The following is a 20430-nucleotide window of genomic DNA, read 5'->3' on the forward strand; positions in this document are numbered from 1 at the left end:
CAATCCTACCATCAAGAATTATCCGCTGCCCGACAAGTCCCCGACTCGAAGCGTCACGCCACAGTGTGGCACGAGTCTCCGACTCGTAAACTCGAGCAGTTACAACAACCCGCACTATACAAGACAACCCCACCATCAAGAATTATCCGCTGCCCGACAAGTCCCCGACTCGGAGCGTCACGCCACAGTGTGGCACGAGTCTCCGACTCGTGAACTTGAGCAGTTACAACAACCCGCACGACACAAAACAACCCTACCATCAAGAATCAACCACAACTTGACAAGCCCCCGACTCGGAGCGTCGGGCCACAATGTGCCACGACTCTTCGAGTCGTGCAAGCCGTCTCCGGCAACTCCCGCTATTCACTCCGACGCCTTCGGCATCCTCATCTGCACAAGCAACACATGCGGCGAGCCTTTAGCTGTCGACGTCCCAGCGAGCCAGTAATTGTTGACGGACAGCAATCTGCCACAGCGTGAAGCGTGCCTCATTTGTCCGCCCCGGTGGACGGTGCATCGCTTTTCTCCGCTACCTCCGGCCAAAGGTCATCGATCCACCATCGTCCTTTGAACTTTCTGAGTTCCATGCGGCTGTTGTCACTGGACTTGATCGACCAGGTGCCGTTGGTATCTGATTTGATCTTGTAATCATTCCGTACCTTTTCGGTCAGTTGTCCGTCGTCAACATCGTCACTAAGGTGCGAAAACTCGAGCACAAACTGACGTGGGTTTTTCAGCAGGGAAGGTGCGGTGGCCGCGAGCATCAGTTCGTTTTGAGTGGGTTCGCGTGACTCTCCGCCTGTCACCTCTTCGCGAATGCTACCGGCGGCCTGGTACAGTGCTGCCTTCGCGATGGTAGATGGGGCCTCAATCATCGAACGTTTCAACAGTGCGTCAAGCCGTTCTGCTCGCTCGCGCTGCTGGGCGATTTGTTTTCGCTGGTAGGCTCCCTTCGGATTTGGGTCAAGCCTCCGATACATCTGCTGCAACCCCGTTGCTGTGAGCAGATAGCTTGCCGCGAACTGCTCAATCACGCTATCCGAATAACAGTCCAAGCACCCTGTGACGTCATCGCGAAACTGACAGTCAGCGTAGTAGGCCATTAGCGCTTCAGGCGATTCGAAGTGGTGCGATAAAAGCTCTTCGTCATTAATGTTTGAGGTAGCACGGAAAGCATCCGTGTCAATTGGGATGCCGTCAAGGTAAGGTGCCAGTATGGGGAGTGCTGAGGATTCATTTGACGCTGCTTCTTCATCCGACATCAACTTAGACAACGTCACAACCATCATTGGTGTCCCGTGACGTTTGGCTTTGTCGAGTGGGTCATGTTGGGTGTGCAGTAGGATCTGCATTGCAGAAACGGGGCTTCGCGAATCGTGCGGGAAATTGATAACCTTGGTGACTACATTGCCTGACTGACAGTGCTTCAGATCCGCATCTGTCAGCAGCACTGGAATCGTATTGTGTTGCACCCACCCGGCGGCTGCTGCGTTTGCCTGGGGCTCAAAATGCGCGACGATTCGACCGTACTCTGGATGTTTCAGCGATACACTCACACCATCCGGGTGGCTTTCTGAGTCTATAATTAGTCGACAAGTATTATCCAGGGTGCCATTGCTTTCGTAGACGAACTTAGTATTCGTCGGCCCCGAAATCTCAACTTGCACGAATCTGGCGCCTTTGCGATCTAGCTCTTGGGACACCCCTTTTTCCAACGGTTCGTCGTGCGCACCCGCAATCTCAATCTCAAACTTGCCCGTGCGTATTGAGCTGCGATCCAGATCGCTGACCTCGTATTGCAGGAACACCTTCTGTTTTGGTTTGACGATGAGGTGCGTTTCCGTTCCCAGGACGTCGCGAAAATTGAGTTCCTGAGCCGGTGCGATCTCACTCAGACGCAGTGGTTGGCCCTGCTTGCGTGTCGGCGTTTCTCCGATTGTTGTTTGCACTGCACCACCCACCGTCATGTGCCGCGGGTCGACAACTTCCAATTCGTTCCCTTCCGCATCTTTGGCAATGAGCTTCTGATGCGAGAACACGTTGGACAGCGTCGCGTCGATCTGCTTTCCGGAAATACTGCGGTACAGGAACTCCGTTTTGATTGACTGCCCTATTTGGTAAACACGTTGTCCGGGAATCAAGCGGATTCCCGCCTGCAATCCGTCGTCGTTGGGTTTTCCCCAATGGATCATCGAATCATGTACCGAACTGACCGACACAAACTGTTCTCGGATTGGAAACGCGTACCCCGCCTCAGGATTAGCCAATTGAGCCATCGCCAAACGTACGGACCAAATTCGGAACGTGTCGCCGCCACGACTTCCAAAACTGCTAATTACCTCAAACCTGGCGTCCACGGACATTTGGTGCGTCTGTGCGATGCGTTGCAACCTTGCGAACGTTCCATTGTCAACCGCTGCCTCGTTGCGCTGCGACTTCCAATGCACAATCGCCGCCAGGACTTCGTTCTTCGTCAATGGCGGCTGACGTTTTCCGTTGATCGAATGATGCATCGCGTTGAATTCGGCAATCGCAGCAGCCAGCGGCATCGACGTTTCATCAGAATTCGCCACCATCGGTGTCTTGAACGCCGCCGGTGGTTCGAGAAAACGCTCACGGATGACGACCTTGCTGTCGGATTTCCGGCTGACGAGCTGCACGCGATAAACACTTACTAGTCCACCATCTTCTGTCGCCTGAAAAAAACCGCCTCCTTCGACCGCCCACTGCTCCGGCAACTGGCGTCCAATCCCAACATCGGTCAACAATTTGCGAGTCTCGATTGTCAGATCGTTTTTGGTTTGCAGCTTCCACAGACAGCAGCAAAGCACTTCTTCGACCGTGAGTGGCAGCTGAGGATAGTCGCTCTCGAAAGACTGCATCGAGCGATTGAACTCGTCAACGATATCTGAGATCGAACGGGAACCATCCGGCTGATCCGGGATGCGGTCAAGGTAGGGAGGCAGCTTGGGTTCGGATCCGGCGAAATATGGGCCAGTGGACGAGGACGAGACTTTCTGCGGAACAACGGGATTGGCGGAGCCAGGCGTTTCGGACACCGCATTCGTATTGGTCTCCGGCAGCGAAAGCGTTACGACCAAAAGTGGTATCCCGTGATCCTTAGCTAATTCGAGCGGGTTAACGCCTGGATCGAGTCTCGTTGAAACCACGACGTTTGGTCCAAACATCGCTTCCAGGGAATTCTCCGGTAGATAAATCACCTTGGTCACCGCGTTGCCTGAGTGGCAGTGTTCGAGATCTTCACTTGTGAGCCGCACGATAATGGAGTGGTGTTGCAGCCACTCTGTTTGTGTAACATCCGTCTTAGGCTCCAAATGGGCGATCATCCGACCGTACTTTGGATGGTTCAGCCACACGCTGAGACCGTCCGGGTAACTTTCCGAGATTCTTACGGAATCAGGACGGTCTGGGACGCCATCGTGGTTGTAGTCGAACTTTGTATTTGGCGGCCCCGTAATCGCAACATGCACGGAAGTGTGCGTATGTTGTTTTTTCCATTCCAGACGCCCCCACCATGCATGTCTGGCGGGCCTTCCGGTCAGATGGACCGTAGCGCCAACTTTGATCGGAGTCGATTTTTCTTCTCGGATAACACGAGCAACGGACCTATCTGCATGCACGCCGAGTACTTGGATTTCGGCACCAAGTGCGTTGCTTGCATTTAGTCTATCGCCGACACGGACGCCGTCATCGCTACCGATTGATACCTCAATACTGTCGTTCGACCGGGTCAACACTTTGCCCGTTGCGAGAATTGAACTCGGAACAGCCTCGGGAGTGTTACTCGGAGGACTGAGTGTCTGAGTGATCTTCACGGCTTCCGTCGCACCTCGGCTTAGCGAGACTTCGCCGTTTTCAACTTGCACTCCATCAAACTCACCATCGATTTCCACAACGTAGTTTCCCGCTGCTATGCCGATGGACTTTGCCCCTTTCCTAACCGTCAGTTCTTCGACGACCTTGTCACCCTGCATGATTCGAATCGGCACGTCGTCGGCATCGCACTCGATCGTTAGCGTGCCCTTGTTTAGTTCCAGCACGATCAGCACGCCAGCGAACAACAGCGTGAACGCGCTCGCAGCGGCGGCAACGAGTTTGATCCACGGCGGACTACTGCCGCGTCGTGGCGATACGCTCGCTAAGGACTCCGGCAGCGGTGTCTTTGCGGGATGCTGCACATGGGCCAGACAACCGTGCAACAGTTCGGCGACTTCTGCGGCCGACTCAAACCGATCGTCCGGCGACTTGGAAAGTAGCTTCATCACGATCTGCTCAAGCCAATCGGGAACTTCCGAATTGATGCTGCGAATCGAACGCGGTTCGTCGTTGGCGATGCGGTTCAGCACGCCCATCGTGGTTTCGGCGCGAAATGGCGAACGGCCCGTCAACAGAAAGTACGTCAGGCTGCCCAGACTGAACAGATCGCTGCGGTGATCGATGGCATCGCCGTGAGCCTGTTCGGGCGACATGTATTGCGGCGTACCCGCAATCACGCCGCTACGAGTCATCGACGCGTCGTCGGCTGCTCGGGCGAGTCCGAAGTCGGTGATCTGAACGCGTTCGACGCCATTTTCCAGCAGCACGTTGGCCGGTTTGATGTCGCGATGAACGAGTCCCTGGTCGTGAGCCGCCGCTAATCCTTCGGCCACCTGCGCAGCGATTCGAATAGCTTCAATGACTTTCAGCGGGCCGGAATCGCGAACCCGAGCTTCAACACTTTGGCCTTCCACAACCGGCATGACAAGGTACGGCAGTCCGTTATGTTCGTCGACGGTTTGAATCGGCACCACGTGAGGATGCACGACGGCGGCCGCACTTCTGGCTTCTCGGGAAAACCGATTGCGAGCCGCAGCGCTGGTGGCCAGTTCCGGCGCGAGAACCTTTACGGCTGAGTGGCGGTTGAGAGACGTGTCATAGCCTCGCATCACGATTCCCATGCCGCCGCGACCGAGCACTTCCATGATTTCATAGCGAGCAAACCGACCCAGCGAATCGGGATGGTCCGACGGCTCCAGAAAGCTGGTCGCGGATTTCCCCTGGACGTTGGGGGCGTCGCCGGCGCATTTGACGTCGCCTGAGGAACGCAGCATTTCGCCTGCCAACTCGATCGTCAACCCTTCGCTGACCAGTGACTCCAGCGTGGATCGGCAGCCTTCACACTTTTCGATGTGCGATGACATTTCAGCCGCGTCACCGGCTTCGTCGTCCAGAAACCGAGTTAACGTATCGCGGTCATAATGAGAACGGGCAATCATCGGCCTGAACCTCTTTTTTAAGGCGAGCCAGCACGCGGCAGCGTGCCACGCGAACAGCTCCTTCGGTTTTTCCGAGTTGCCGTGCAACGTCGGCGATCGAACGGCATTCCACGGCCGTTAACCAGAACGCATCCCAGATTGACGGGCTGAATGTCTGTCTCAAACGGTCCGCAGCCTGCTGCAGCATCAAGCGCTGGTGCTCGATCCTTAGCAACGTGAGTGTGTCTTCCGGGACCGGCTGCTGGCTGATCCATTGCCCAACATTTGTGTCGCCGCTGCCAACCTCGCGAGGCCCGCGTGTGAGCTTATTCACCACCAGATCCCGCGTGATCTTCAGCAACCAGCCGCGAAAGGAACCACCGTGCTTCAAATCGAAATCAGCAACTTTGCGGCCGACGGTGGCCAGCACGTCCTGAGTCAGATCTTCCGCATCGGCGTGCTGCAAACCACGTTTGCGAGCGACTAGGTACACGATTGGCTGATACAGGCGTACGAACTCAGCCCATGCGTCCTCGGACGTCGGGTCGTGTAGCTTGCCGATCAGCGTCGCTCGTGTTTTCGGTCCCTGCAAAACGTTCCTCCCAATCAAACCTCCTCAAGTAACCCACAGCTCAGGATCAATTGTTACAGGTTTTGTGGAAAGAATCCCGGTTATCTACTTTTCCGATCGAAGCGGGGGCGGGTGTGGCATTCATCACGCCGTGATTCTGGCAAAGGAAGCGGGCACGGCATCCCGCTGCTATAGCTCAAACGCGAACGTGTGCGAAATCACGCGCCAGGCGCGAGCGGCCAGTGACGTGGGCTGACATTCGATGGTGGCATAGCCGGTGGAATACAGCGGCGGCAGCTCACCGTCCTTTCGGTTTAGTTGCACGTGAGCGGCAAAGACAGTGTCGACCAGCTGTCCTTCCGGACCTTGCACCAACAACAATTTTCTGGCAGCCAGCTCAGCCGGAGCCACTGTTTCCGGAGCATCGTTGACTTTCCGAACAACCCCGGAAATGGGTTGACCAGGCAACGAATGAAACGTCAGGTCCACCAGTCGGTCAGGCTGTACAAATTCGATTGTCTGTTGAGGAACATACACGACAGCTCGGACAAGTTCCTGCGTGCCGATCCATGCGACCAGCGTTTGTTCGTTCAACCATGTAGACTGGTTGGCTGCGTCCAGTGGCGTGCCCGACCAGAACGTCTGACCGAGCGGATTCGCGGTCGGACGGCGCCGGCTGCGAGGTGGATACACGGTTCCGTCGGCTGGGCTTTTCAAGACAAGCCGACGCGACTTCTGCTGTAACGACGCCAGTCGTTCCCGTGCGCTGGCGACGGCCAGCTCTGATGCGGGCAACGCAGCGGCCGCGATGGCAGATGCAGAACGTGTTCCCGTTAGGTGACGCACCTGAGCCTTTCGAACTCGCAATTCGCCTTCTGTATCCACGATCGATAATTCGAGATCCGGATTACGCAGCGTCGCCAGAGTTTCGTTCATCGAAACCTGGTCGCCTGCCGCAACCTTTACGTCGGCGTAGCCGGGTTCGGCCACGTAAACGGGCATACTTTGGCCCGGCGCGAGCGTAAACGGGGCGACAATGGAATAGGGAAGCGGCCAGAACAAAATGGCCGCCAGCACGGCACTCAGCCCGGCAAGCCCAATGACCGCTCGCGAAGAAACGGTCCCGTTACGTCGTACGGCCGCTACTCTCTGTCGCACAAATGCCATCATCGAAATCACCATTCCTAGACCGATGGTCAACGCCAGAAACCACGCCACACCTTCAAGCCGCAGCGGCTTCAGCGCCGCGTGAATTACCATCAGAATCGCAAACAGCACCACAAAGCGATAAACGATTGAGGCGGCTCCAAACACAGGCAGCCACAGCCGACGAACAAACGGCATCGACGCCTGCATGGGCTGACGTAAACCTAAAACCGTTCGATCGAATACGGAATACGCTGCTGCTCGAGCTTCCAGGCCCAGATTCGGAATGCGGATCAGATCGCACAGCACGTAGTATCCATCATAACGCAGCAGCGGATTCCCGTTCACCAGCACCGTGTTCAAAGAACTGACCAACATCACATTCAAAAAAAATGTGTGCAGCGTGCCCGGAACGCTGGCCATCCACAGCAAACCGAACACTGCGGCAAGAAACAGTTCCACGGCGATGCCTGCCGCCGAAACAAAGATCCGATAGACGCGGTTCTGCTGCAGCCATGTGTCAGACACGTCGCAGTATAGCAGCGGCAAAAAACCAACGACGATGCAGCCGAGTTCGTGGCATTCGCCGCCATAGTGATGACACGTCAGCCCGTGCCCGATTTCGTGCAGGATCTTGATAAACACCACCGTCACCCCCAGCATCATTGCATTTTGCGGCGTGACAAGCTGGCTGATAGAAGGTAGCTCAGACCACAACTGTGTCCAGCGAGAGAGAATCAAAACGGCAGCGACCAGAACGAAACCGGCCGCCAGTCGCAGCACAGCAGGGCGAAAGATCCAGCCAAAAAGTTGGTCCAGAATTCTTAGCAGTCGAGATGGGTCGATGCCTCGAAAGCGGTGGCTGATCAGGGAAAAGAATTTCCGATAGACGGCCGACGACTTCGCCTGTTGAGCCATCACAGCCATCTGTGCGCCAAAGCCGACGCCGACCGGGCTAAGAATTCCTGCCTTGATGGCTGTTGCCAAAAACATCTGCAGGTTCTGTTCTGAGAATTCCGAATCCGGAAACTCGGCCGACAGTCGGTTTATGGCGTCAGACCACGACCTTCGGCCGTCCAGCACTTGTAACAAAGCCAGCTCTTCCGCTTCGACACGAAAATACGACAGCTTGACGGGATCCTTGATTGTCCACGCCCCGTCCGATTCGCCGGCAGGATGAACTTCCACGTCACGCCGCAATCGCCATTGGATGATGGCCTGCTTCATACCTATCGCCCGGCGACTTCACCACCCGGCAGCACGACCATTTTCACTGGTTGGCCGGGACGCAATACGAGGTCCGGATTTTCGATCTCCGCTTTCACCTGGACCTCCTGATTGACGGAATCAATTTCAGGACTGACATAAATAATTCGTCCTTCGACCGAAACGGTTCTGCCGCGAGCCGTCCCCTCAACGCGAACCGCTCGTCCGCGACTCGTGATCTCGATCAGGTCAGCGTTGACGTAGCCTTCAACCAACAGACGGTCCATTCGGATGACTCGCAGAACGGGCTCCCCCGCTTCCACCCATTCGCCTTCGTTCTTCAAACGTTCCGCTACGATCCCGGAAAGCGGCGAATGGATGCGGCGGCGATCCAGTCGTTCTTTCGCCACGGCCAGCGATGTCTTCGTGCGTTGCGCCGTCAGTGTGCCGATGCCTCGATCACTACTCGCCTGCTGCAATTCAAGATTCAGCCGTTTGGCAGCGACCTGCTGCTGATCGACAGTTGCCGACTTGGCTGTGCTGCGCAACGCTTGAACCGACTGGTCGTTTTTCGCCTGTTCGATGTCCAGTCGGCTTTTGTCGAGTGCCGACTGATGCCGCGCCATCTGCATTGCTGACACGCTTGTGGAAAACTCATTCTTCGACTTCAACGCGCGATCGTATTCCTCCCGAGCCAGTTTGTAGGCCACTTCAGCCTGCTGAATCGCGGTGTCGAAGCTGGCAATTCGGTTGGAAATTTGCAGATCAATCTTTGCCTGCTTCAATGACTGAGCCGCTTCATCCACCGCGCTTTGAGCGATCTCGACGGCGACCGATTCTTTGTCTCGGCGAGCTGCGATGTCGTGGTCGATTTCGGCAAGTTGGACAGCCAGCAAAGCTTCGCGGTGTTCCATCGTCGCGAGCAGTTGACCACTTTTCACCGTATCACCAAGCTCCACATCCAGCGACTGCAGCAGCCCGGATTCCAGCGCCGGCACATTGGCCTCGTCCTTCAAACGCAAGAAGCAGCCCGTGGCTTTGACTTCGGACGATTCCTGCTGAGCTCGCGTGGGGGCAGGGCAGACTGCCATGGCAAGAACGGCCAACAAAAAGAGCTTACAGCGAATTTCGCTGACTTGTGGCTGCGGAACAAGCGTTTCGGACGACGAAGGCTGTTGCGCACGAGCCCGAACCGTCCACAACGAAAGACAAACTGCTCTAAATAGGCTGGCTGGGCAGGGCATGAGAGACAACTTCCGGAAAGACGACCAGATTCTTAGATCGAGCCTGCGTGATACCAATATCGCTTCGGTACAACAACCTAAAAGTGGGCAGGCCCACAGCCGATTTGACCTGCTGCTCCGAAAAACCCCCGATGGTCGTTGTGCAATCATGCGCTCACAGCACGAGGCTCTGACAGTGTCAGACTCTACAGCGAATCTTGCTGACTTGTGGCTGCGGAACAAGCGTTTGAAACGACGAAGGCTGTTTTTCACGCACCCTGAACCGCCCACAACAAACGGGAAGCAACTCTAAAAGTCACCCCGCATCGGCGTCGTATTCTTTCAGGCGACGGTACAGCGTCTTCCGATCGATCCCCAATATCCGAGCGGCTTCGGTGCGGTTGTCGTTGACGGAATCCAATACGTGGCGAATGTAACGCTGTTCAACGGCTTCCAGCGGTTGCAGTTCGTCCGGGTTCAGCGAATCAATAGTCATCTGCGTCTGTCGATAGTTTCGAATGTTCTCCGGCAGATCGTCGACGACCAATTTGCTAACCTGAGTCAACGCAACCGCTCGTTCGATCACGTTGCGGAGTTCCCGGACGTTGCCTGGCCAGGAATAATTCAAAAGCCGTTCAGCAACCGGTTCCGTTAGCCCCGTCACCTGCTTGCCGGACTGCTGAGCAAAGTGGCGAACCAGGTGACGACTGATCAACAGTACATCGGTGCCGCGAGCGCGCAGAGGTGGCAGCTCCAGCTGAATCACGTTGATTCGATAGTAGAAGTCTTCTCGATACCGGCCCTCTTCGACCGCTCGCTGCAGATCGCGATTGGTGGCCGTCAGAATTCGAGCGTCGAATGCTGTTTCTTCGTTGCCGCCAACCGGACGGACCATGCGTTCTTCCATCGCACGCAGCAGCTTGGCCTGAAGCGTCAGCGGGAAGTCACCGATCTCATCTAAGAACAGGGTGCCTTTATCCGCCTGCTGAAACAAACCGCGACGAGCTTCCCGCGCGTCGGTGAATGCTCCTTTGGCGTGGCCAAACAATTCACTTTCCAGCAGATTTTCCGGCAGCGCTGCGCAGTTGATAGCGACAAACGGCCCGTCTTTGTGCTGGCTGCGCCTATGAATGGCTCGCGCCGCCAGTTCTTTGCCGGTGCCGCTTTCGCCCGTGATTAGCACGGAAGCCTGCGTAGGAGCAACCTGGCGAATCTGCTGGAAGACTCGCTGCATCGGCGGGTTCGCGCCGAGCATGTCTTCAAACTGCTCGCTGCCATCCGGTGGCGTCGACAATTGGCGCAATTCTTCCTGCACTTCGTGATGTCGGACGGCTCGCTGCAGCACGATTTCCAGCAAGTCCGATTCCACCGGCTTGGTGACAAAATCCCATGCGCCCGCTCGAATGGCTTCGATCGCCGATTCCAGACTGCCAAACGCCGTCATCACAACCACTGGCAGGTCAGGGCGGTTCGCGACGACTCGTTCACACAATCGCAGACCATCCATTTGCGGCATGTTTAAATCGGTGAGGACGACGTCGGCTTCCGTGACAGCAATTTCTTTCAGTGCCGCAGCAGGCGACGTAAACGTGTCCACCGTGAACCCGCGCAGCGAAAGGTCGTCACGCAGCAGGTCGCACATACTCTTTTCGTCGTCGATGACCAGTACGTGGCCGTGAGTCCTGTCGCCCATGATTCGTTTTTCTCTCCGGTGTTCAGGTTTGTTGTGGCAGGAAAACTGTAAACCGGCTACCAACTCCCACTTCGCTGCTGACGTCTATCCAGCCACCATGGTCCGCCACAATACCATGAACAATTGACAGCCCCAGCCCTGTGCCTTCACCGGTATCGCGAGTCGTAAAGAAGGGTTCGAATACGTGGCCGAGATCGGCATCGGGAATTCCGTCTCCGTCGTCACTGACAGTTATCGCCAGAGTTTCACTCGGCGGGAGCGGATCGGGGCTTGATGGGTCTGACGCCTGTTGATTGGCTAGCGAAATACGGACATCAGCGCCCTGTTCTTTCGACAGAATCGCATTCATCACGAGGTTCGAAATAACCTGCTGCAGCTGGCCGCAGTCGGCCGCACATTTGTCGTTGATCTGTTCGGGGATCTCTGCCGTGATTGTGGCCGACCGTTTCTTCGCGAACGAATCCAGCAACGGAATCGTGTTCTTAATAATGTCGCCCACATGGCACTGTTCGCGTTTGGAAGGCTTGCGGCGAGCGAAGTTTAACAGACCTTCAATTAACTTTGTCATGCGACGAGCTTCAGAACGGATCGTCTCAGCGCTGCTTTTCACGTCCTCATCACGAAGTCGTCCCTCCGCGATCAAAGCGGCGCGGCCGGCGACGACGTTCAATGGAGTCCCCAGTTCATGGGCAATTCCGGCACCCAGTCGTCCGACCGTTTTTAGCCGATCCGCATGGCGCAACTGTTCAACAGCCGCTGTACGCCGTTCGGCTTCCTGAAAAGTCTGTTGCTGTGAAGCTCGCAGAGAATCGCACATGTGATTAAGCGATTCCGCAAGCTGCGAAAGTTCATCGCTGCCACTGAGGTGCAAGGGTCCGGAAAGATCGCCCTCAGCTGCTCGTTGAGTTTTCGCGAGCAGGGCATCTAGCGGCTGGCCGACAACCCGCATGCCGACTAACGCCACCGTCAGAACGGCTAGCATTCCCAGCGCGGCCAGCACATAAAGCGTATGTAAAATGGTTCCCTGCGTGTAGGCGTCGCGACGGGTGAATGCTTCGGACACTTCCAGTAGCCAGTTATCAGCGTTCGAATATCCGAACGCATAATAGGTGCAAAAACGTTGTGAGCCATCGTCCATGTCGACCGGCAGCGACCGTGGTTCACCCGTCTTGATGCCGACCAGAGAGTCGGACGAAGCGTATGGTTGTGGAAGCTGCATTTCGTCGGTGCCGGCGCTATACACCCAGCGCACGCGGACGAGCTGCTGATTTTTTTCGCGAAACTGCACCCCATTCGGGCGCGTGAGCGCAAGCATCGTCCAAAAGTTAAGAGTCGTATACTTGGCCAATTCTCCATGACGTCGCGCCATTTCGTCCTGAAACAAAGCCAAATCCCGCTGCATCGAGAAGTAGCCGCTGGCCGCGACCAGCAGAACGGCCGCCGCCAGAAACAGGGCGATAATCTTTGCTGTGAGTTTCATGCAGCCATTATACCACCCCGTTGGGACAAGGCACGTGAACCCGCAGGGCTGCGTCTTGCGGCGTGATGGCCGCTTAGGCGCAGCAAAAAAGCTGCCGACGCTTTCCGCGCCGCCAGCTTTTTCTCTGGTGCCAAATCATACTCGGCCTTCCCGTATCCTACTTCTTAGAGTAGGCGTCTCGCAGGTCACGAATTCGATCGTGGCCCTTCTTCACGACAGCATACTGCGACTGAAGCAATTCGTTCATCGCGCTGCCCGGATTGTCTTTGAGGGCGTCTTCGTATGCCTCTTTAATCTGGTCTTCGCCGTACTCCGCTTCGATCAGCACGACATGAGGATCGCCGCCATTCAGTTTGGCGCGGCAGTTCATCCATGCCTGATGGACCTTTGCTGCGAACGATTGTTCCTGTGGAGCGGACTCGTCGTTCCATTCAACATATGCCTTCAGTTCTTCAGCGAACAGGCTGCGCTCCGTGGCAGTTGCTCGGAACACGGTCGCGACAGCGTCATCATCAATCGCGTCGGCTGCATCAAGCAATCCCTGATGCGAATCCATATTGATACGGACCAGGTCCTGAAGTTTCTCAACAGTTTCGTCAGTGAGTGTAGACTTAGTTTCAAGTGCCATTGTCATCGTCCCTTTCAGAAGTTCGGTGATAAAAGTATCAAGGTAATAAAGCGGGCCACAGCGCTACTCGCGACGGCAGCAGTCGCAGGTCACAAGCTTGCTGAAGCCAAAGGCTTACTGAGGTGACGTTGCGAGCGGCCAGAAATGGCTGCCACAATGCTTCAATGCAATCGGTGTGCCGAAACGAACAAACGCCGCAACCTGTCGAGCAGCAATGGTGCTTTCAATCAGAATTGCAGTGAAGACGCTGCGATTTCGCAGGCAGGTGAACACGGCGAGGATCGTATTCGACACAGGGCGAAGTGGTCGTCGACCGTCGCCACACCGGCGCGGCGTCTGGGCAACCGTTTTCGAGTCAATCGCTTAGCATCGCCGCCAGCGGGCGAGTGCCGTTAAATTGCCGACACGCCGAGACGAAGATTGCCAGCAACGGAACCGCAAGCACCGCCCCGGCCGCGCCCCACAGCCACGTCCAGTAAGTCAGTGACAGAATCACAACCAGCGGGTTCAAACTCATCGATCGTCCCAGCACCGACGGCGTGACAAAGTTCCCTTCGATTGCGGTGAGCGTCACATACGCGAGCGGCGCGAGGCTGGCGTAGGCGATTGAGTCGAAGGTAAACAGCGACACTAACAGCACCACGCCAGCTCCGACCAGGCCGCCAATGTAAGGAAGGAAATTCAGCAGTGTCGCCATGGCCCCCCACAGCAGAGCATTGGGCACTCCAACCAGCCAGCAGGCCGCGGCCACGCTGGCTCCTAAGCACGCGTTGATCACACTCACCGTCAGAAGGTAACGCGAGATACTGCGTTCCACGGCGGCTACTCCGCTTTCGCAGGACGTGCCGGACGCTTCAAACGGAAGTACGACTGCAATGTGCTCAAGCAGCGCTTCCCCTTTCGCCAGAAAGAAGAACGTTAGCACGATGCATAACAAGCTGCCTGCCGCTAGCTGCCACGTGGAACTCAACATCGCAGAAACTAAGTTGGGCGGCTTGATCACAACGGCCTCAGGCGCGCTGAGTTCGTCGGAGGGCGTTGCCGTCGACTTGTCGACAGCTTTTGAGATTTCGTGAGACGCTTCCTGCACGCTTTCGAGCGGCTCGCGCAGCGGTTCCAGCTTTTGCTCCAGCTGTCGCAGCTTAAACTTGATTGGCGTTCGCGACATCCATTCGCTTGCTGGCGTGATAAGACGGGACGCCAGAAGAACGGTGACACCTGTCAAAAGGCCCAGTGTGATGAAAGCCGCGACAGCGTCTGGCAAACCATACGAGCTGAGCTTGCGTACGATCGGTCGTAGTGCCAGCGAAATGACAACGGCCGAGATGACGGGAATCATCACGGCCGCTGCCACGTAAAACGCCTGAGTCATTAACAGAAATGCGATGACAACAACGGATGTGGTTCGGATCATCTCCATTCGATCGCGGCGTCTACGGCGCAACTTCGCCGCTCCGGAATCTGCACCTGCGTGATCCGCTTCCACGATTTGTCGGAAGGATTCGGAAGATGACTCAGGTGTGATGATCATGGGATCGCGATCTACCAAGGTTTAATTTTCCACCCGACAACGATTCCCAGCCCGAAGCACCACAACGCGGCCACGTCAGGCTTTTGGCGAGCGTACTCACGGACGTAGTCGACGACGTCCTGGGTTGGTTTGAGTGACTGCGACGCTGATGGCCTTAGCGATTGCCGCGAGCCACCGGCTTCGGTCGCTGACGTTGAGCCTGACTGAAACTGGTCGGCGTCTCTTTTTGCAGATGTTGACATTTTGTAGTCCTTATGTGATTTGTGATTGAGTTAAGAATTGATTTTGACTTGGGGCCTGGGGCCAGGGCCAGCGCGCACTTTGGGCAATTTAGGCTGGCGCGACAAGTGAGTATTGGTTAGTCTTTTCGTGTCGTAACATCGGACTTCACGAGGAGAGGACAAGAGATGTCGACAGTTGAACTGGCGGTCACCCAGGAGCTGACAGGAAACATTGTTCATTACTTTGATCAATTGAAAGACCCGCGTTCCAACATCAATCGTCTGCATCTGCTTGGTGATGTGATTGTGATCGCCATTTGCGGAGTGCTGGCCAACGCCGACGGCCCCAGTGCGATTGCGGAATGGGCGCGACTGAATGCCGATGGCCTGCAGAAACACCTGGCACTTCCGCATGGCATTCCGAAAAAAGATACGTACCGGCGCGTCCTTTCTCTCCTGAAGCCGAACGACTTTCAAGCGTGCTTCGTGCAATGGATTGAATCGCTGGAAGGACTTTCCGACGAACAGAAAGAAGGCTACAGAAAACAGATTGCGATTGATGGCAAAGCACTCCGTCGATCACATGACAAAAAGAATGGGCTGGGTGCGTTGTTCATCGTGAGTGCGTGGGCTTCTGATCAGGGGATTTCTCTGGGACAGGTGGCGACGGAAGAGAAGTCGAACGAGATCACCGCGATCCCGAAATTACTGAACGAAATCAATATCGATGAGGCGATCATTACGATTGACGCAGCGGGTTGTCAAAAAAACATTGCGCAGCAGATCGTGTCTGGCAATGCAGACTATGTGTTAGCCCTGAAAGGCAACCAACCGAAACTCTATGAGGTCGTGCAGAAGTTTTTTCTCGATCACCTGGAGGATGACTTCGCTCGCTGTCCCGTCAGTCGCTATGAAGAAACAGAGAAGGGACACGGTCGGCAGGAACAGAGAATCTACTATCAGGCGACCGTGCCTGTCGATTTTGACGTGGGCCACAAATGGGCCGGACTCAAGACCATCGGAACGGCGATCCGAATGTACGAGCAGGACGGCATTCATCATTCTGACGTTCGCTACTACATCAGCAGTCTGCGTCGCAAAGGCGAGCTGTTCGCAACAACGGTTCGTGGTCACTGGGCCATAGAAAACACGCTGCACTGGAGTCTCGACATGACCTACCGCGAGGATGAGAGTCGAGTCCGAAACCGAATCTTCGCGAACAATTTGTCATGGCTCAGACGAATCACACTCAGCCTCATCAAGAAACATCCTGGCAAACAAAGCAACGTCATGAAAAGAAGAATGGCCGGATGGAACATTGACTATTTGATGCAAATCCTTACCGGCAAAACAACTTAGTATGCGCTGGCCCTGGGCCTGGGGCCGTATTCCGCTGGGTGCGATCAAAGCTCTACGAAGCCACTGCATGTGCAAGTGTGCAAGTTCGCAGCGGGCGTTACATCGACTTCAACCTTCGCTTCAGCCAGTCTGTGTTACATTTGAGTTCTGTGGTTGATCGGGTGACGACGCTGGACTTGCGCAGCAGCGTCTTCCAGCCAATGATTAGCAGGCCAAGAGCCGGTACGACACCTCCAACGGCCGCGACCGTGACTGTTGCCAGCCACACCGGCCAATCGGCCAATGATGCGAGCATCCAGCCCAAACCCAGCAGCAATACAGGGACGGTTGCGAATGCCAGAATCACGCCTAGTGCCAGCATTAACAAAGCTGGCCCGGAACCCGATTTCAGCTGGTGCAGATCGTGAACGAACAGTTTTCCTTGAAGTTCAATCAACGCGATTGCGTCGTGCAGCAAAGCTCCGATGCCTCGCTGCCGCGGAGGCTTCTGTTTCGATGACGCCCTGTCGCCGTCTGTTGGTGCACTTCGTTGCTGAGTGATCATTTTCGTTTCACCCACCATCCCAGTGTCAGGCCAGCAGCCAAACCGATTGCCATCAAAGTCACTGGGTACGCTTTGATGAAGTTTTCAACCTGGCGGATGTTAAATTTATCGGTCAATGACGATTCAGTATCGTGGGTGACCACACCCGACCAGTATGCCGCTCCGCCCGTAGTCGAGTCGCGTTCTTTAATTCGGTTGATCATTGTGGTGTTCCCTTCCGTTGGCCTGCACCTGATGGTGTTGCAGGCTTGTCGGGACTGATGAAATCAGCCACCTTTTGAGTTGCGTAGCTTAGCGTCGTACGGAGTATCAGCCCCGCGATGAGGCTAAAGGCCGTCGCCCCCACGCCGGCTTTGGCCGCCGCTTTCGGTTTGCTTTCGACGACAATCCGGTTTTGCCTTGCCAGCTTTGCTATCGTCGCCGGGTCAACGGTATCGACGTTCAGCTTTCGCGGAACGACCATAAAGCCAACGGCGGCCGCTACGGCGGTCGAAACCCACGGAGCTTTCTCGATGTACGTGCGCCAGTCGGTGAGTTCCCGAGCCTGAGCGGCCACGCCCGTGATGTCTGCCCCGAGCTCACGGCGGACCATTGCCATCTCGCGACGGAGCTGGTCGGCCGTTTCATCGGCGGGTTGAGTCTGTGATGGACCGGTACTCATCATTATGCTTTGTTGCGAAGGATGAGTCCCAGAACGGCACCGGCAATCAGGCCGGCACCGAAACACACAGCAACGGATTCGGCAGGCCGACGTCGCACTGTCTCAGTCGCCGAACCCAGACCGGCCGCCAGAGCCTCCTGAGCATGGTCATACTGTTCGTGAGTCGCCTCGGACAGGCTTGAGGCATAGTCGCGAATGTTCTCAGCCGCTTGGCTGAAGCCGGATGCCCCTGATTGCACGGCCGAATCAAGGAACGCTTCGACGTTCGCCTTCGATTCACCAGTCCGTTTTTGAATCGTGCCAATCAGGCGGTCGACACTGCCCTTGGCTTTCGCGAAGTCGTCATCACTAAGCTGTCCCCATTTTTCGCGAAGACACCCTTTGAGCTCGTTCCAGTTTCCTTGAAGTTCCTGCTGCGTAATCATTTCCGTTCTCTCTTTGTTGGTTATGTAAATGGGTGTGTTTGTTCGAACACCGTTTCGAACCTACCCGACAGTGCGGCGAGCCGCGCTGGCGTTCGGATAGGTCCTGACGCCAGCGGTAGTAGTGAAAAGCATTTCCCGTGCCAAACCTGAATTGAGGTCCGCTTAGCGCGAAGTAAGCGGTGAATGGGGCAATTCACGAGAGATCGCTTGAGTGCGCAAGCGGCAGACGGAAGATGTGCGACGGGTGAACGACCGCGCCGTTCGTATTGCGACCGGCGGACTGGCTGGCAGAGACGCTGGAGTCTGGGCGTCTTCTGCGCGGAGCGATCATGGCTACTCGGCGCAGTTGGAAGATGGTCGCGTGGCACGTTGCAGAGTGCGCAGGGCAGATGCGATAATCTATCCGTGGCACGGTGGCGTACTGGAACGTCGGCGATCGAGGATGCAGAAGCATCGTCGGCGCGTACGCTCAACAGTGCAGTTACGTTGTAATCCGGCTGAGGCCGGATGAAGCAATGACGGTGTCGACGTCGACGCTGCAACTACGCAACGCCAGCCATCTCACGCAGCTTGATCGACTGAGTCGGGTTTGCGTTGCCGTCGAAAGCAATTTCCGACCGAAGCACTTCGACTTCGCGTGGAGCGATGACTCCCAGTCGCACGCGTCCATTGCCGCATTGGATCACTCGAACGCGAATGTGGCCGTCGATCAGAATCTCTTCACCGAGTTTGCGTGAAAGTACCAGCATGATGGGCTCCGTAATCATCCATGAAAATGTTTGTCCACGGACCTTCACTTAGCACATCGCGCGCCAACCGCTGATAATTAAGAAGTCTCGCACAAACACCAGCGTTTTTAAGCAGATCCGCATCACAACACGTCGTGTCGCGCAACTAGCGCGGTCGCTTAGCGACCAGACAGGTTCACGAACGAACACTAGTGGCTGAATTTGCCGATTCCAGCAGGTCGGTCTCTTCACCATCCGGATCACGAGATTTGCGAGCTTGCTCACGCAAATCTTCAGCCTCACTGCTGAAATCGCCCTCCGCGGAATTAGTGACTTCTTCCTCTTCGGTCGCCATGGTTCTGGCCTGGACGGCCGAATCCTGAGCGGCACCGTCGCGGGAGCCTGGCGTGCCGGCACCTGACGGCCGGCGTTCGGGTTGGTGTTCGAGCATTTGGACAGGAACGCCGCTGGGGAACACGATCTCTCGCTGATCATCCGGCATTGGAAAGCCTGCCTGGTCGAAGGCTTTCAGCACGAGTCGCATGACCGAAGATTTCACTTTCAGCAGGCTGTGCTGATTGGCATCAACCCACGCGTAGATGGTGAGGTTGATCGTCGACGAGGCAAGTTGCTCGACCAGCACCTGCGGCTCAGGATCATTCAGAATTGCCGGGTGCTCTCGTAACACCTCCATGGCGGTGTCCTGAGCCTTCGTGGCCGGAGCGTCGTAGCCGATCCCGATTTGAAACGAAAATCGGCGATTTGGGTTCGACGTGTAGTTGATGATCGTTCCCTTGAAGATATCAGAGTTAGGTATCTGCACATGGTTCCCGTCGGGGGTCATCAACAACGTGCCTCGCGTGTTCACGCGCTGAACGTAACCCGTGTGCCCGCTGACTTCGATCAGATCACCGTACCGAAAAGGGTTCTGCATGCTGAGCAGGATACTGGCCAGAAAGTTTTCGGCGATGTCGCGAAACGCGATACCGATCACCAATCCGAACAACCCCGTTCCGCCAACTACGGTCATCGCCAGTTGGCTTAAACCGGTGACTCGCAGAATGAGAAACATGCCAAGCAGGAAGACGGGAATCGCAATGGCCTTCCGCGCAACTTCACGCAGCAGTGCAGTGTCGACCCGCCTTAAAATGGTCACGTCGCCAATCCGTTTAGCAGCTCTGGCTGCAAACCACGTCAGAATCAGCAATGCTAACGAAAGCGCGAGAAGTGGAAGCGAGCGAATGACAGTTCGGCCCATGTCCCGAGTCACCGCCAAGGCTGGCGAAAAATCCAGAATCGGCGGCTCGGTCACTTTGATCCGGTTGACCACCGCCACGACGTCTTCGGTTCTGGTGGCGAGATCTCCGGCCCATTTCCGGTACTTTTCGTCGCTCGTTGTACCGGTGAGGAAGACAACTCCATTTTCAACCGAGACTGCTTCATCGCGGAACCATTCGGTCGATCGCAGAATTTCCCGCAGACGCTGGTCAATCTCAGCGTCCATGGCCACTTCGGTGACATTTACTGCCTTGGGAGCTTCCGGGCTCTCGGCTTCGGCGTCTGTTTCAGTCGCCGGATCCGGTGACGCTGGCTGCTCGTCCTGCGCCGATGCAGATCCGGTTAGAGCGAGCAGAAGCGGGAGTGCAATCAGCCCGGACAGTAGCATTGCCCGTCGGAGCATCGACGCCATACAGAGAGGAAAACGGCGGCTCAAAATCTTGTCAGTCATCTACTCATCAACGTTCTGCTGGCTGCAATT

At 56.0% G+C, this 20430-nt stretch carries 16 protein-coding genes; 1 reads left to right on the forward strand and 15 read right to left on the reverse strand.

The genetic code is table 11. From position 1 onward, the window contains the following. Nucleotides 1-488 precede the first annotated feature (488 nt). From Fuma_RS18990 to Fuma_RS19035, 9 genes are all read right to left on the reverse strand, one after another. On the reverse strand, nucleotides 489-5276 hold the full coding sequence (locus Fuma_RS18990; RefSeq protein ID WP_077025515.1) for a serine/threonine-protein kinase: 4788 nt from the start codon (nucleotides 5274-5276) through the stop codon (nucleotides 489-491). After that, nucleotides 5254-5847: an RNA polymerase sigma factor gene (locus Fuma_RS18995; RefSeq protein WP_083732596.1), complete on the reverse strand. Its 594-nt coding sequence runs from the start codon at nucleotides 5845-5847 to the stop codon at nucleotides 5254-5256. Before Fuma_RS18995 ends, Fuma_RS18990 begins: the two co-directional genes overlap by 23 nt. 168 nt (nucleotides 5848-6015) lie before the next feature. Continuing rightward, complete coding sequence (locus tag Fuma_RS19000) at nucleotides 6016-8199, reverse strand: hypothetical protein (RefSeq protein WP_077025516.1); 2184 nt, start codon at nucleotides 8197-8199, stop codon at nucleotides 6016-6018. Between the two features lie 2 nt (nucleotides 8200-8201). Beyond that, entirely contained in the window at nucleotides 8202-9269 is a 1068-nt protein-coding gene (locus Fuma_RS19005; RefSeq protein ID WP_077025517.1) for an HlyD family secretion protein, read from the reverse strand. Nucleotides 9270-9717: 448 nt separating this feature from the next. Continuing rightward, complete coding sequence (locus tag Fuma_RS19010; protein ID WP_077025518.1) at nucleotides 9718-11094, reverse strand: sigma-54-dependent transcriptional regulator; 1377 nt, start codon at nucleotides 11092-11094, stop codon at nucleotides 9718-9720. Between the two features lie 22 nt (nucleotides 11095-11116). After that, nucleotides 11117-12574: a sensor histidine kinase gene (locus Fuma_RS19015; protein WP_077025519.1), complete on the reverse strand. Its 1458-nt coding sequence runs from the start codon at nucleotides 12572-12574 to the stop codon at nucleotides 11117-11119. A 157-nt stretch (nucleotides 12575-12731) separates the two neighbouring features. Continuing rightward, nucleotides 12732-13202, reverse strand: a complete 471-nt coding sequence (locus tag Fuma_RS19020; RefSeq protein WP_077028413.1) for a PA2169 family four-helix-bundle protein — start codon at nucleotides 13200-13202, stop codon at nucleotides 12732-12734. Between the two features lie 355 nt (nucleotides 13203-13557). Continuing rightward, a complete protein-coding gene (locus Fuma_RS19030) occupies nucleotides 13558-14733 on the reverse strand; it encodes an AI-2E family transporter (RefSeq protein WP_077025521.1) in 1176 nt (391 codons plus the stop codon). Nucleotides 14734-14744: 11 nt separating this feature from the next. Next, nucleotides 14745-14975, reverse strand: a complete 231-nt coding sequence (locus Fuma_RS19035) for a hypothetical protein (RefSeq protein ID WP_077025522.1) — start codon at nucleotides 14973-14975, stop codon at nucleotides 14745-14747. Nucleotides 14976-15140: 165 nt separating this feature from the next. On the opposite strand from Fuma_RS19035, the gene Fuma_RS19040 reads away from it, so the two are divergent. After that, on the forward strand, nucleotides 15141-16313 hold the full coding sequence (locus Fuma_RS19040; protein WP_077025523.1) for an ISAs1 family transposase: 1173 nt from the start codon (nucleotides 15141-15143) through the stop codon (nucleotides 16311-16313). A gap of 97 nt (nucleotides 16314-16410) precedes the next feature. Here Fuma_RS19040 and Fuma_RS19045 read toward each other — a convergent pair whose 3' ends face one another. The 6 genes from Fuma_RS19045 to Fuma_RS19070 all read right to left on the reverse strand — a co-directional run bounded on the left by Fuma_RS19045 (nucleotide 16411) and on the right by Fuma_RS19070 (nucleotide 20352). Beyond that, the gene (locus tag Fuma_RS19045; protein ID WP_077025524.1) at nucleotides 16411-16857 is read right to left on the reverse strand and encodes a phage holin family protein; all 447 of its coding nucleotides are present in this window, start codon (nucleotides 16855-16857) and stop codon (nucleotides 16411-16413) included. Next, on the reverse strand, nucleotides 16854-17060 hold the full coding sequence (locus tag Fuma_RS19050) for a hypothetical protein (RefSeq protein ID WP_077025525.1): 207 nt from the start codon (nucleotides 17058-17060) through the stop codon (nucleotides 16854-16856). Before Fuma_RS19050 ends, Fuma_RS19045 begins: the two co-directional genes overlap by 4 nt. Beyond that, the gene (locus Fuma_RS19055) at nucleotides 17057-17521 is read right to left on the reverse strand and encodes a hypothetical protein (protein WP_145944253.1); all 465 of its coding nucleotides are present in this window, start codon (nucleotides 17519-17521) and stop codon (nucleotides 17057-17059) included. The genes Fuma_RS19050 and Fuma_RS19055 overlap by 4 nt, the downstream gene beginning before the upstream one ends. Further along, complete coding sequence (locus Fuma_RS19060; protein WP_077025527.1) at nucleotides 17521-17943, reverse strand: CsbD family protein; 423 nt, start codon at nucleotides 17941-17943, stop codon at nucleotides 17521-17523. Before Fuma_RS19060 ends, Fuma_RS19055 begins: the two co-directional genes overlap by 1 nt. Before the next feature lie 542 nt (nucleotides 17944-18485). Then, nucleotides 18486-18692: a carbon storage regulator gene (locus tag Fuma_RS19065; RefSeq protein ID WP_077028414.1), complete on the reverse strand. Its 207-nt coding sequence runs from the start codon at nucleotides 18690-18692 to the stop codon at nucleotides 18486-18488. A gap of 175 nt (nucleotides 18693-18867) precedes the next feature. Beyond that, nucleotides 18868-20352: a mechanosensitive ion channel family protein gene (locus Fuma_RS19070; RefSeq protein WP_158521060.1), complete on the reverse strand. Its 1485-nt coding sequence runs from the start codon at nucleotides 20350-20352 to the stop codon at nucleotides 18868-18870. Nucleotides 20353-20430: the final 78 nt, after the last annotated feature.

The sequence above is a fragment of the Fuerstiella marisgermanici genome, from assembly GCF_001983935.1.
Classification (GTDB): domain Bacteria; phylum Planctomycetota; class Planctomycetia; order Planctomycetales; family Planctomycetaceae; genus Fuerstiella; species Fuerstiella marisgermanici.